Annotated in this window: 15 protein-coding genes; 4 read left to right on the forward strand and 11 right to left on the reverse strand. The window is 56.4% G+C overall.

Annotated elements, in window-relative coordinates:
• Positions 1-13: 13 nt before the first annotated feature.
• The 4 genes from QRN31_RS03060 to QRN31_RS03075 are packed head-to-tail and all read right to left on the reverse strand — an operon-like array spanning position 14 to position 4717.
• A complete protein-coding gene (locus QRN31_RS03060; protein ID WP_285430120.1) occupies positions 14-724 on the reverse strand; it encodes a heme-copper oxidase subunit III family protein in 711 nt (236 codons plus the stop codon).
• A gap of 6 nt (positions 725-730) precedes the next feature.
• A complete protein-coding gene (locus tag QRN31_RS03065; protein WP_285430121.1) occupies positions 731-1423 on the reverse strand; it encodes a cytochrome c oxidase subunit 3 in 693 nt (230 codons plus the stop codon).
• A complete protein-coding gene (ctaD, locus tag QRN31_RS03070) occupies positions 1420-3195 on the reverse strand; it encodes a cytochrome c oxidase subunit I (RefSeq protein WP_285430386.1) in 1776 nt (591 codons plus the stop codon). The genes QRN31_RS03065 and ctaD overlap by 4 nt, the downstream gene beginning before the upstream one ends.
• Before the next feature lie 43 nt (positions 3196-3238).
• Entirely contained in the window at positions 3239-4717 is a 1479-nt protein-coding gene (locus QRN31_RS03075) for a cytochrome c oxidase subunit II (RefSeq protein WP_285430122.1), read from the reverse strand.
• 466 nt (positions 4718-5183) lie between these two features.
• On the opposite strand from QRN31_RS03075, the gene QRN31_RS03080 reads away from it, so the two are divergent.
• Positions 5184-5522 carry a hypothetical protein gene (locus QRN31_RS03080; RefSeq protein ID WP_222590121.1) on the forward strand — a complete coding sequence of 113 codons (339 nt, stop codon included), beginning with the start codon at positions 5184-5186 and terminating at the stop codon, positions 5520-5522.
• A gap of 70 nt (positions 5523-5592) precedes the next feature.
• Here the strand turns inward: QRN31_RS03080 and tam are convergent, their stop codons facing one another.
• Entirely contained in the window at positions 5593-6363 is a 771-nt protein-coding gene (gene tam / locus QRN31_RS03085; RefSeq protein ID WP_285430123.1) for a trans-aconitate 2-methyltransferase, read from the reverse strand.
• A gap of 104 nt (positions 6364-6467) precedes the next feature.
• Positions 6468-6797: a YXWGXW repeat-containing protein gene (locus QRN31_RS03090; RefSeq protein WP_222590119.1), complete on the reverse strand. Its 330-nt coding sequence runs from the start codon at positions 6795-6797 to the stop codon at positions 6468-6470.
• A 445-nt stretch (positions 6798-7242) separates the two neighbouring features.
• Between QRN31_RS03090 and QRN31_RS03095 the strand changes: the two genes are divergently transcribed.
• The 3 genes from QRN31_RS03095 to QRN31_RS03105 all read left to right on the forward strand — a co-directional run bounded on the left by QRN31_RS03095 (position 7243) and on the right by QRN31_RS03105 (position 8949).
• Entirely contained in the window at positions 7243-7746 is a 504-nt protein-coding gene (locus QRN31_RS03095; protein ID WP_285430124.1) for an inclusion body family protein, read from the forward strand.
• 124 nt (positions 7747-7870) lie between these two features.
• Entirely contained in the window at positions 7871-8410 is a 540-nt protein-coding gene (locus QRN31_RS03100; protein ID WP_285430387.1) for an AidA/PixA family protein, read from the forward strand.
• Positions 8411-8538: 128 nt separating this feature from the next.
• Complete coding sequence (locus QRN31_RS03105) at positions 8539-8949, forward strand: low affinity iron permease family protein (protein ID WP_285430126.1); 411 nt, start codon at positions 8539-8541, stop codon at positions 8947-8949.
• Between the two features lie 70 nt (positions 8950-9019).
• Here QRN31_RS03105 and QRN31_RS03110 read toward each other — a convergent pair whose 3' ends face one another.
• The 5 genes from QRN31_RS03110 to fos form a co-directional block, all read right to left on the reverse strand.
• A complete protein-coding gene (locus QRN31_RS03110) occupies positions 9020-9523 on the reverse strand; it encodes a DUF4142 domain-containing protein (RefSeq protein ID WP_285430128.1) in 504 nt (167 codons plus the stop codon).
• Positions 9524-9599: 76 nt separating this feature from the next.
• The gene (locus QRN31_RS03115) at positions 9600-9758 is read right to left on the reverse strand and encodes a KGG domain-containing protein (protein ID WP_285430130.1); all 159 of its coding nucleotides are present in this window, start codon (positions 9756-9758) and stop codon (positions 9600-9602) included.
• Positions 9759-9875: 117 nt separating this feature from the next.
• A complete protein-coding gene (locus QRN31_RS03120) occupies positions 9876-11225 on the reverse strand; it encodes a sensor domain-containing protein (RefSeq protein ID WP_285430131.1) in 1350 nt (449 codons plus the stop codon).
• A gap of 85 nt (positions 11226-11310) precedes the next feature.
• Positions 11311-11949, reverse strand: a complete 639-nt coding sequence (locus QRN31_RS03125; RefSeq protein ID WP_285430133.1) for a LysE family translocator — start codon at positions 11947-11949, stop codon at positions 11311-11313.
• Between the two features lie 44 nt (positions 11950-11993).
• Positions 11994-12431, reverse strand: coding sequence for a fosfomycin resistance glutathione transferase (gene fos / locus QRN31_RS03130; protein ID WP_285430135.1), 438 nt, complete (start codon positions 12429-12431; stop codon positions 11994-11996).
• Between the last annotated feature and the right edge of the window lie 10 nt (positions 12432-12441).

Genomic DNA, 12441 nt, shown 5'->3' on the forward strand with positions numbered 1-12441 from the left:
CACCAGTGCTCCTCTACCATAAATAGAAGAAAGCAAAAATAAACACCCAGACCAAGTCCACGAAGTGCCAGTAAAGTCCGGCTATCTCGACGTTCTGATAGTTGCCGGATTGCTCGTAATCGCCGCGCAATACTTTCCTCGCCACAATGCTGAGGTAGAGGGCGCCGATTGACACATGCAACCCGTGAAACCCGGTAATCATGAAAAAGCAGGCACCAAATTGCGCAGCGCCCATGGGGTTCCCCCAGGGACGTACCCCTTCTCCGATGAGCTTGGTCCATTCAAATGCCTGCATGCTGACGAAGGTCACGCCCAGGGCGGCGGTCGCCAGCATCAGCGCTGTGGTTTTCGCCCGATCACGGCGATAGGCATAGTTGACGGCCATGGCCATGGTGCCGCTGCTGCTGATCAGCACGAACGTCATGATGGCGATCAGAATCAGCGGGATTTCTCGACCGCCGATGGTCAATGCGAACACTTCACTGGGGTTTGGCCACGGCGTGGTGATGGTCATGCGTACCGACATGTAGCCGGTTAAAAAACAGGTGAAGATAAACGTGTCGCTGAGCAGAAATATCCACATCATCGCCTTGCCCCAAGGCACCTGCTTGAACGCCTCCTTATCCGAGGCCCAGTCGCTGGCGATGCCTTGCCATCCGGGTGCCAGTGGCGATCCGAGGGGATTGGCTGAACTTGACTCGATGGGAGCTGGGTGCGATGCCATGGCTGATCACCTCAAGCCGCAGAATCTGGCGAGGGCTTCGTAGGTTTGCGGCGTGCTGGTCAGCAGGGCGAATAGCACGAACCAAATCGCCAATAAGTAATGCCAATAAATGGCACAGAGTTCCACGCTGGTACTGAGTTGCGGCAACGGCACGCGAGACAGGAGTTTACCGACGGTTCTGCCCCAGGCAATCAACCCGCCCAGCAGGTGCAGCCCGTGCACACCGGTCAACAGGTAGAAGAAACTATTGGCCGGGTTGCCGGCGACAAAATAGCCCCAGGCGACAAACTGCTGCCAGACCCGCAACTGCCCCGTCAAAAAGACAATTGCAAATACGCCTCCCAACAAAAAAGCCATGACAGTCGAGTTCAAGCGGCCTCGACGAGCAGCCATGCGCGCCCACTGCAATGCGATGCAACTCAACACCAGAAATGCCGAGTTCACCCACAGCTGCCATGGGTTGGCCAGCGGCGCCAGGGGATCTGTCAGGGGTAACCAGTCAGTCATCTGTGAGCGGGCGATAAAGGCGAGCAAGAACAGAAAAAACAATGAGCTCACCACCGCGAGAAACAAGCGCAGACCTGTTTTGGCGATCTGTTCTCGATCGGCACCCTCACCCGCCTCAGCACCCTGCGGATCGCTATTCCAACTGCCGCCGGGGTCAGCGTCATCGGCGTTTTTTAATAGCAGCCTGCTCATGTTTTAACGTCCGCTATCCGGGTTCCAGCATCCCGTTGCCGCATCTGCTCCAGCTCCTCGTCGGAGACTGTTTGCGGAACGAAATCCTGCTCGATACCCGGCACGCTGTAGTCATAGGCCCAGCGATGCACGACCGGCAGTTTCGCGCCCCAATTGCCGTGTACAGGCGGGGTATTTGGTGTTTGCCATTCCAGACTGGCCGCGCCCCAAGGATTACTGCCTGCGGGTTTGCCTTTAAAGACACTCCAGGCCAGGTTGAACACAAACAGCAACTGGGAAACGCCAACGGTCAACGCGACCACCGTTATAAAGGCATTCAACTCGTGCGCCGATTGTGGGATGAACGCGTAGTTGTCATACGCGTAGTAACGGCGTGGCATGCCCTGGAAACCCAGGTAGTGCATGGGAAAGAAAATGGCGTAAGTGCCCAGGAAGGTAATCCAGAAATGCAACTTGCCCAGGGTGTCATTCAACATGCGCCCGGTGACTTTCGGGAACCAGTGATAAATCCCGCCGAATACCACGAGGACCGGTGCGACACCCATCACCATATGAAAATGGGCCACCACGAAATACGTGTCCGAGAGCGGAATATCCACGATCACATTACCGAGAAATAACCCGGTCAGGCCTCCGACCAGAAAGGTCACGATAAAGGCCAGGGCAAACAGCATCGGCACGGTCAGATGAATGTCGCCGTGCCACAGTGTCAGCACCCAGTTATAAACTTTCAGTGCCGTCGGCACCGCGATAATCAATGTGGTGACGGCGAAGAAAAAGCCAAAGTAAGGGTTCATTCCGCTGACATACATATGGTGCGCCCACACCACAAAACTGAGCACGCCAATCGCAATAATGGCCCACACCATCATCCGATAACCGAAGATATTCTTGCGCGCATGGGTGCTGATCAAATCGGAGACCAGGCCGAACGCCGGAAGCGCAACGATGTAGACCTCCGGGTGGCCGAAGAACCAGAACAGATGCTGGAACAAGATGGGGCTACCACCTTGATGATTGAGCTGCTGCCCCAAGGAGACGATCGCCGGCATAAAAAAGCTGGTGCCCAACAGTTTGTCGAACAGCATCATGATTGCACTGACGAACAACGCCGGAAACGCCAGCAAGGCCATGATCGAGGCCATGAAGATGCCCCAGACAGAGAGCGGCATACGGAACAATGTCATGCCGTGCGTGCGCGCCTGCAGCACGGTGGTGACGTAGTTCAACCCGCCCATGGTGGCCGCGACGATAAAAATCGCCAATGAGACGAGCATCAGGACGATGCCCCACTCGACCCCTGGTGTGCCCTGCGTAATGGACTGTGGCGGATAGAGCGTCCAGCCCGAACCCGTGGGGCCGCCCGGGACAAAGAAACCGGCGAGCAATACCACTACCGCCAGCAAGTAGAACCAGTAACTCAGCATGTTGACGTAGGGGAAGACCATGTCGCGGGCGCCCACCATCAACGGGATCAGATAGTTACCGAAGCCCCCCAGGAACAACGCCGTCAGCAAATAAATGACCATGATCATGCCGTGCATGGTCATCGCCTGATAATAAGTACTGGCATCCATGAACGCCAAACTGCCGGGGAAACCTATCTGTATGCGCATCAAGCCGGACAACACCAGGGCGATAAGCCCCACGAACAGCGCCGTCAGCGAATATTGAATGGCAATGACCTTGTGGTCCTGACTCCAGATATATTTGGTCAGGAAACTTTTAGGCTCGTGCAGTGCTTCTGTTTCGGCTTGCTCCGCATAGGCCATCACATCATCCTCCTGCCGAAGTTTCAGTGAGTGTCTGGCTGCTTTACGGCGACTTCCCTGGCTCAGCCTTGCTCGCATCAGCGTCAGCGTTCGCTTTGGATTTGATGAAAGCGATCAGGGCGCTCAGCTCCTTGTCGCTTGGCGTAAAGGGCGGCATGACGGCGGCATAGCCCTTGACGATTTTGGCACTTGGATTGAGAACCGATTCTTTCAAGTAGTTCTCGTCGACCTTGATGCTCGTACCGTCAGAAAGGGTTTCTGTCTTGCCATACAAACCCTGCCAACTGGGGCCAATGCCCTTGCTGCCATCGACGCTGTGACAGGCCAGACAACCGAGCGATTGCGCCAGCCGCTGGCCCTGTGCCGCGAGGTCCTCACCTGTGCCCGATGCTTCGCCGGAAGAAGGTTCTTCGGCGGGCTGCCCGGCACCCAGCGATTTGATCAGGGCAATGACAGCACCCAGTTCATCGTCATTGAGAGTATAGGCCACCATCACTGGCGGGTAGCCCTGCACCAGGCGGGCCTTTGGATCGAGGATCGACTCTTTCAGGTAGGCTTCATCGACCTGCACACGGGTGCCATCGGCGAGTTGTTCAGTGCGACCGTACAGGCCCTTCCATCCCGGGCCGAGGCTGGCACTGCCATCCTGGCTATGGCAGGCACGGCAGCCATAGTGCTCGACTAGTTGGCGGCCTTTTTCCAGCAGACTGTCTCTACTGGGCTTGGCCGCGGTCGCCAATGTCTGGGCAAACGTCGGCTGGCTGCTCAGCCATTGGTCAAAAGTGGCCTGGTCCTCCACGATCACATTGCCGCGCATATTGTAATGGCCGATACCACAGTACTCGGCGCACAGGATTTCATACTTCCCGATGACCGTCGGCGTAAACCAGAAGTACGACACCATCCCCGGCACCATGTCCATCTTGCTGCGCATTTGCGGTATGTAAAAATCGTGCAGAACATCTTTCGAACGCAATAAAACCTTTACCGGTTGATTGATAGGAAGACGAACTTCACTACTTCTGACGATTACATCGTCCTGGCCGACAGGATCCTTGGGATCAAGACCAAGTGGATTGGCCGAATCAACAAACTTGACGTCCGACTTCCCCAACTTTCCATCCTGACCCGCGAAGCGAAAAAACCATTGCCACTGCTGGGCGACAACCTCAAGTTCATAAGCATTTTTTGGCACACGGATAAAATCGTTATAAACAACCAGACCTGGCGCCAACATTCCCGCAATGCCGATGGACGTCACGACAATCAGCCAGAATTCCAACCGTTTGCTTTCGGGCTGGTAAGCAGCCCTGGAACCTTTTTTATGACGAAAACGTATGATAGCTATCGCCATGAAGACGACGATAGCAATGAAAAATATCCCGCTAATGACCAGGGTGATGAACAGTGTGGTGTCTATGGATGCCCAGTTGGATGCTGGCGGCGCCGCGTGCCAAGGCGCTAACAGGTGGAATAGCACGGAGGCAATAACGATTAGTACAAGAACAATTGCTATTGCCATTTTGCCTTTGTCCTATTCCTGTCACTCATTGCCATGCCTGAGCATCGCCACAGGATCTGACACCAAAACAGGCCAGAAAACGACCACTTCTCTTAGTGGCAAAGTCCGCAGGAAGTATAGTTCACGGGCAGAACCAGCGCTTTTCACGAAGCCCTGCCAAAGGTTTGAATATTCCAACTTCCTCATCAACTTGCGCACTTAAAATCCAATCGCTATATATAACTGTAACTCCTGAGTAACACATCTAACTGGGGACTAACTGGTTATCCGGCCAGGTCACTAACGACCGAATATGCACACAGTCCGCTTGGGCAAACGATGCCCGGCGGCCAGCTATAATTACAGTCTGATAACGGAGGGCAAAGATCAGCTAAAGCGCCCGCAAAGATCCTTGCCTATGCAGTGCGGTCAGACAAGTGACGGCGGAGCGTTATACAGCCCAGCCGTCCACAACGGAGATTTCGTCATGAGTGCCTTGACGATCGAAGGCCGGTGCAAACTCAACGGTGCTGAAAAGTCGGAACCAATAGGTGAAATTCATTTTTACGTCGATGGCCCCCTCCGTCTGAGACTGGAGGAAGCTGAAGAACGTCTGCAGAAGACCCATGAACCTGAGGCCATGGTCGACGTCGACATGGACACATTGGATTTGATCTTGCCCGAGGGATACGGCCCGTTGTCCGACTGCCAGATGCGCGTCTATATACACTTCGAGCGCGGTCAGTTTCATTTGGTGGGGCATCGAGCAAGTGACGGCAGCTTGATCTACAGCAATGCGGTTTTGATTGATCAACAGATTGATTAGCTACAACGGGAAACTCGCCCACTCGTGCGCAAAAAGGGACAGACGAAACACAGCCTGTCCCCTAAACGCATCAACGCGTGGCAACGATAAACAAACGAGGGAACGGTAGCAGCACTGAACCATCGGCCAAGGCCGGATAAGCCCGCTCGATCGCCGTTTGGTACTGCTTGAGGTAGTGGGCTTTTTCCGCCTCATCGAGTGGATCAAGAAATGGCCGCAATCCGCTGCCCTTGAACCACTCGACCACCCCCGACGCGCCACCCGCGAGCGGGTGATGGTAGGTGGTACGCCACACATCGACTCGCGCACAGTGCGGTCGCAGCATCGAGTAGTAATCGCTGGCGCTCGCCATTTCCGTGCGTTGCCCGGCGGCGTCCGCCAACTTGCTGACCCAAGGGCCATCGGCAGCGACTTCGCGCATCAAACGGTGTGACGGTTCGTTGAGATTGTCGGGCATCTGAATCGCCAGGCTACCGCCCTGGGTCAGTCGGGAGGCCAGCGCAGGCAGTAGCGTGGCGTGATCCGGCAGCCACTGCAGCACCGCGTTGGCGAAAATCACATCGAACGGACCCGGTTCGTTCCAGGTATCGATATCAGCGGCGTCGAAGTGCACTTGAGGCAAGCGCTGGCGGGCGGCTTCGATCATATCGGCCGAACTGTCCAGGCCGCGCACCGTGGCATTGGCGAAGCGCTCGACCAGCAATTGAGTCGAATTGCCGGGGCCGCACCCTATGTCGATGGCCAAGCGCGCGTCCACGGGCGGGATCGCCGCGAGCAAGTCACGGGCCGGGCGTGTGCGTTCATCTTCAAAAGCGACGTATTGTCTGGCGGACCAACTCATTGCGTTCTCCTGTCGGTGTGTAGATGTGGCCGGAAGCGCACAACCGGATCGCTACGATACTCCGGTCCTTGCGCTCCGCCCTATCCAACCTATGGCGCAAGCAATCAGTTTACCCAACCTCCGCGTTGCCAATACCAGCCATCATTACGCCGCTCCCAGTGCGGATGCACATAACGATAGCCCGGTCGTTCCGCAACCCAGTGACCATGAACCGCGGCGTAGCGCCCACCGTCCCAACGCCAGTAACCCCGGGACCAAACGTACCCCGGACGCGCCATCGGCTCGACCTCGATCACGCGCTCAGGCGGTGCCTGCGGCGCAATGACTTCGACGTACTCACGCGGCACTGGACGCCGCTCATGAACCACCCGTTCCTGCACACAGCCGGAAGCTGTGAACATCACCGCCATTAACGCCATGTAACGTAACCACATGCTGCCTCCTCAGGCTTGACCGCCACATCGAGTGAACCAGCAAAAAATTGCCCCCTTTTTCCTGCCCTGCTCCTGCCTGGCTCACTGCTTTTGTAACAGGTCATATCTGTCTATTGCCTGAACTGGCCTCACTTGGCGCAGGCGGCACAAGGGAGTTTTGAATAAGCGTTTCCTTATCGCCAAATCATCGCAAGCCATCACTTTTTTGACCGTTCGTCGAGCGACAAGGCCAGCAATTTTGACAGCCTGTATTTCGCACCTATAGTCCTAATCGCGGCCCGTCGGAAGGAACCCGACCCGTTAGTTTTCACGCAAGGAGCCAGGCCAGCTCATGCCCGTGACAGGTGGGTTCCGCCCGTAGTGTTTGCGCAACGGCCGCAAGGCAAGCAAACGTTGTTGTGCCTGGAAAGAAGCCAGGCATTCACTATGAACAAGGAGCTTTACTATGTCTCGAGTCACGGATGTACTGGTTTCAATCGACACCGAAACCATTCTGAAAAACTACCCGAACATCAGCAAAAACCCTGCTTCGCCAACCCTCATCGATGTCAATCATGTGTACATGGTGACCAATCGGGACAACGTCATCAATGGCCAGGCCGGTGGCGAACTCAATTTGAAGGCCCAGGTGGGCGACCTGATTCGCTGGCGTGAAACCAGCCTGTCGCAGAGCTTCGAGACGGCCGTCATTTTCTACAAATTCATCGGTAACGTCGGCAACGAATTGATCTCTACCCCCACGCCGCGCAAGGCTACCGCCTGTGTTGCAGTCCCCAACACCAGCAATCCGTCGGTGCCGAGCTGCCAGAAAGTCGATAACCATTACTGGTCCTCGGAAACCCTCTCGTGCGGCAGCGTGACCTACCACTTCCACTTCCTGATTGTGGATCGCGATTGCAAGATCGTCGGCTGCTGTTCGTGGGACCCGTTCATTACCATCCATAATTGACCTGAGGCTGGCCCCTTGGCGACAAGGGGCTTGTCCAATACGTTGCCGCTTCGACAGGAACAGGATGTCTTGCATGAACCGAAGCGGTTGCCGTTTTACGCCAACATCATGAAAGGAATCCATGATGACTTCCGAACCGATCAAATCCCCCGTATCCAGCCTCGCGCCAGCCAACAATGTGCTGCTGATCGTCGATGCCGAATCACTGCTGTCACGCTACCCGCAACCGAGCCTTGAATCGCAAAACCCGACCGTGATCGAGGATGGTTTCATCTTCGCCATCAGCGGCACGCAAACAACAAAAGATGCAATAAGTGACAGCAACTTGAATCTCTTCGCCATAAACGGAAAGAACTTCCATCTGCGCGGCAGAACCGTCAGCTTGCTCGCCGAGCACAGCGTAGTGTTTTACGAAATGTCGGTAGGCGATGCCAACGTACTGTCGGCCCCTGAACTGGTGGTCCACGGCAAGCTGACCGTGCCCGCACCCGACCCGGCAAACCCGACTCAACCGGGCAGCCACACAGCGGATGATCATTATTGGCATTTCACGCAATTGGCCTCAGGGGTTGAGGCGTGCGTACTGAATTTCATGCTTATCGATAAAAACTGCGAGGCGTTGGGGTATTTCAGTTGGGCGGTTGAGGTGACGCTGATGGACTGAGCGATGGCTGCCTGTGTTCGGTAGGCGCGACAGAAATTGCTTCCCGGCCGAATGTCGAAATGTCAGTAGAATTTTCAATACGCCGTCGCTGTCTGAAAACCAGGCGCATCCCTTTAAGGAACACGGCAATGAAATTCGCAAAAATCTCGCAAAGACTCGCCTTGTGGGCCGGCAGTCCCAAGACCTTTTTGGGCGCGCTGATTCTGATCGCTCTGTGGGGGTTGAGTGGCCCGATTTTTCACTTCAATGACACCTGGCAGCTGATCATCAACACCTCGACCACGATTATCACGTTCCTGATGGTGTTCCTGATCCAGAACACGCAGAACCGCGATACCGACATCCTGCACTTGAAAATCGATGAGTTACTGCGGGTGAACAAAGAGGCGCAGAACGCGATGCTGGGGTTGGAATCACTGGACCTCAAGCAACTGGAGGCGCTGCGCAGGCACTATCGCGCCATGGGCGAAAAGGATGTGCACGGCCTGGCGGGGTTGGCGACATCGAGCAAGCAAAAGCCCGATTTGAATAAATGCTGAGTGCAAACGAAAACGGCGCGTGATGTGAATCACGCGCCGTTTTCTTTAACCTCTGATAACCAAACGCTGGTCAGCGACCCGCTTGCAGTGCCTTGGCCATTTGCAGATGTTTTTGCAGTATGGGCAGGGTTTCTTCAGCGAAGGCTTTGATCGCCGGCACATCGGTGGTCTGTGCCTCCTGCTGAAGTTGGTTGATGGCTTCCTGAGTGGTTTTCACCTGACTGGCGGCATAGGCCTGGTCGAAACTCTCGCCGTCCGGCACTTGCGGCATCAGGCCCTTGGCTTTGTCGACCACGTCCTCCCGAGGGGCCACCGGCAGGTCCAGTTGCTTGGCAATTTTCGCCAGATGCTGGTTGGCGGTGGTGCGATCGTTGATGACGACGATGGTGTAATCCTTGACCTCTTTGGATTCGGTTTTCTGGTGCGCCAGACGACTGGCTTCGATGTCGGCCATGCCTTTGGCCGATGCATCATTGATGAATTCAGCGGGCGACTGGGCGAACGCACAGTGGGTGAACAGGCCCAGCAACGTGGCAAAACCGGCAGTGCATAATCGGGTGGCCATCCGGCTCATGGTCGCGCCCTCCTTCTATAAAAATTAAAACGGGAGCTTTCGCCCCCGCCTCTCAATCAAAACTACTTTTCACCGACTACTTCGACTTCTGATCACTTTTGCGGCCCATTTCGGGTTTCGCAGAGTCTTTGTCGACCGTCGTGGTGGTAGTTTTCCCACCTTTGCGACCGGCTTCAGACGCCTTGGTTCGATCGTTGCCGAAGTTTCCCGAGTTCGAGTTTCTTGAATTAGGCATGATTCTCTACCTCTTGGTGATGATCGCGGCGAGCAGGAGCCCGCATAGAATCTGAATGGCGATCACCGCAAAGGTTTAGGGAAATTGAAATTCGCGCGACGAATGGCGGGGGATTTTTCAGACGCCGAGACGCTGGTGGTGCTGGCGCTTGGCCGTGTACATGGCCTCATCGGCATGCCGGAACAGCTGCTTCTCCTCGGTGCCATGTTCGGGGTAATGCGCAACGCCGATGCTCGGCTGGATGTTGACGTTGTGCCCGTCCAGGCGCAGTGGCTGAGCCAATACCTGACGGATTTTTCCTGCCACGTTGTCGGCATCTTCGGACGCATGGATGCTGTGCAACAACACCACAAACTCATCCCCACCGATGCGCGCCACCGTGTCGGTTTCCCGCACGCAGCCCTTGAGCCGGTTGGCGACTGCTTGCAACAGCATGTCGCCGACCGCATGGCCGTGGGTGTCGTTGACTTCCTTGAAACGGTCGAGGTCGACATACAGCAACGCCATCCGCCCGCAATCGGCCCGGGCCAGCATCAGCGAGGCTTTGAGTCGCTCGCGCAGCAACTCCCGGTTGGGCAGTTGCGTCAATGGGTCGTACTGCGCCATGCGCTGCAGTCGGGCGTGCAATTGTTTGCGCTCAATCGCGGTCGCGACTTGGGCGCAAACGAATTGCAGCAGTTCCTTGTCTTGCTCGGTGTAGCGCTCGCCGCCCGGTATGCTTTTGACGATCAGCGCGCCGATGGTGCCGTTTTGCGAGTTCAACGGCACACCCAGCCAGCACGGCGATTCCTTGCCTGCGACCAGCCATTCAAATCCTTCAAGCGGACTGTCCTGGTCCGGGGTCAGCAGAATCGGCTGGCCACTGCGAATCACTTCATCGCACAAACGCCCGGTCATGGTCCCGGGTTGTTCGGGTTGCAGTTCATGGTCGTCGACGTGATAGGGGAAATTGAGCTGCGCGCAATGTTCGTCATACAACGCGACGGAGAAATTCAAAGCAGGCAGCCATTCGCCGATGATCAAGTGGACCCGTTTGAACAGCGCCAGCAAATCTTCCGCTGCGTGGGCCGCTTCGGAGATCGCGTACAACGCCGCTTGCCGGGACTCGGCCTGCTTGCGCTCGGTGATGTCCCGAGCCACGGCGATGCGCAACTGGTCGACTTCAGACCAGCGCGCCGACCACAGGATATGCACCACACCACCGTCTTTGCGCAGGTAGCGGTTTTCGAAGTTGAGCTTGGGCTCGCCGCCCATGATTTCGCGCGCAGCGTCGAGGGTGCGCTGCCGATCGGCGGGATGCACCATGTCAATCATCTGCTGGCCGATCAGCTCGTCTGGGGTGTAGCCAAAAATACGCTCGCAGGCCGCGCTGACAAATACGAAGCGACCTTGTTTATCCACCGCACAGACGGCATCCAGCAAGAGATCGATGTAGCTCGCCAACGGCGCGGAATTTCTGGTTGCCATGGTGCGATGTGCGAGTCCTGACAATGCAGCAAAAAAGAACCATCCCTGACTAATCAGTAAAACCGGCGCATCCGGGCAGCCAGTCTCAAGCCTTGTTCGACACCAATCCCGGCAGCGCATGAGCGAGGGCATTGATGGCAAAACCGATAAACATCACCCCGCACAACCGAGTGATAGCCAATTCATGGCGTTGATACAAGGTGCGAACCTGTCGCGCACCGACGATGCCAATGAGGATAGCGTAGGCCATCAGGCCACCGACGAAGCTCAGAACGATCAACCAGGGCAACATTGACCAATGCAGCAACTCCGCACGGCTGGACAACAGCGCGGTAAAGGTCGCCACCGCCACGGGATAAGCCTTGGGATTGGTCAGCCCGAACAGGATACCGTGCCAAAAAGGCTGGCGAGCCGGGCCTTGAGGGGCCTCGCTATGGCTGCGCTTGGCCCGTACGGCGCGCAAGCCGAGCCAGAACAGGTACAGACCACTGAGCAGCCCCAGCACATCGAACGCGGTGCTGCCGATTTCTCGCGCCCCCACAATCGCTATCAGCGCGGTGCTGCACCAGACCACGTCCCCCAATAAATGCCCGCACAAAAAACCCGCCCCCGCTCGCCTGCCATGCGCGGCACCGATCCCAAACACCGCCAACACACCCGGTCCCGGCGTTATGCCGTAGATAAAGCCCGAGGCAAGAACGGCCATGAGCAGCGATGGGGTCATCGGAAATCCTTTTGAACTATTTGGTGAATGGGCGCAAGTCTATATCAGGTCACTGAAATATCGGCTGACTGATCGTCGAAGAACTTCATTCCCGCGTAAGGCCGCTCACGGCAGGCGGCCAGCCGTGACGCCAGGTCGCCGACATGGGCTTCAAGCTTATGGCCGTCCGGATCGAGGAAATAGAAGGAGGCGCCCTCGCTACGGTTGTCACGCCATTCCTGCACATGAGCGGATCGCAGACGTTCGACGAACACCGGGAAATCAGCGGCATCAATATTGAACGCGTAGTGGGTGTAGTCGGCGGCGGGTTCGGATTGACGCAAAGGATCGAGGGAAAGGCACAGCCACAGGCCGGGCAGCGAGAGGTAGGCGCCATTGTCCCACGTGGCTTCTAGGCGGATTTGTAGCAGATGTTGATAGAACGCCACGCTGCGGTTCAGGTCGGTGACGGCGAGGGTCAGGTGGTTGAGGCCGGTGAGCATGAGGATCGAT

Origin of the sequence: Pseudomonas sp. fls2-241-R2A-110 (assembly GCF_030209165.1) — a bacterium.
In the GTDB taxonomy this organism is placed as follows: domain Bacteria; phylum Pseudomonadota; class Gammaproteobacteria; order Pseudomonadales; family Pseudomonadaceae; genus Aquipseudomonas.

Coding starts and splice junctions, on each gene's coding strand:
- QRN31_RS03080 (WP_222590121.1), top strand. CDS start 5,184: ATGAGTGCCTTGACGATCGAAGGCCGGTGCAAACTCAACGGTGCTGAA.
- QRN31_RS03100 (WP_285430387.1), top strand. CDS start 7,871: ATGACTTCCGAACCGATCAAATCCCCCGTATCCAGCCTCGCGCCAGCC.
- QRN31_RS03090 (WP_222590119.1), bottom strand. CDS start 6,797: ATGTGGTTACGTTACATGGCGTTAATGGCGGTGATGTTCACAGCTTCC.
- QRN31_RS03125 (WP_285430133.1), bottom strand. CDS start 11,949: ATGACCCCATCGCTGCTCATGGCCGTTCTTGCCTCGGGCTTTATCTAC.
- ctaD (WP_285430386.1), bottom strand. CDS start 3,195: ATGGCCTATGCGGAGCAAGCCGAAACAGAAGCACTGCACGAGCCTAAA.
- tam (WP_285430123.1), bottom strand. CDS start 6,363: ATGAGTTGGTCCGCCAGACAATACGTCGCTTTTGAAGATGAACGCACA.
- QRN31_RS03060 (WP_285430120.1), bottom strand. CDS start 724: ATGGCATCGCACCCAGCTCCCATCGAGTCAAGTTCAGCCAATCCCCTC.
- QRN31_RS03120 (WP_285430131.1), bottom strand. CDS start 11,225: ATGGCAACCAGAAATTCCGCGCCGTTGGCGAGCTACATCGATCTCTTG.
- QRN31_RS03110 (WP_285430128.1), bottom strand. CDS start 9,523: ATGAGCCGGATGGCCACCCGATTATGCACTGCCGGTTTTGCCACGTTG.
- QRN31_RS03065 (WP_285430121.1), bottom strand. CDS start 1,423: ATGAGCAGGCTGCTATTAAAAAACGCCGATGACGCTGACCCCGGCGGC.
- fos (WP_285430135.1), bottom strand. CDS start 12,431: ATGCTCACCGGCCTCAACCACCTGACCCTCGCCGTCACCGACCTGAAC.
- QRN31_RS03095 (WP_285430124.1), top strand. CDS start 7,243: ATGTCTCGAGTCACGGATGTACTGGTTTCAATCGACACCGAAACCATT.
- QRN31_RS03115 (WP_285430130.1), bottom strand. CDS start 9,758: ATGCCTAATTCAAGAAACTCGAACTCGGGAAACTTCGGCAACGATCGA.
- QRN31_RS03075 (WP_285430122.1), bottom strand. CDS start 4,717: ATGGCAATAGCAATTGTTCTTGTACTAATCGTTATTGCCTCCGTGCTA.
- QRN31_RS03105 (WP_285430126.1), top strand. CDS start 8,539: ATGAAATTCGCAAAAATCTCGCAAAGACTCGCCTTGTGGGCCGGCAGT.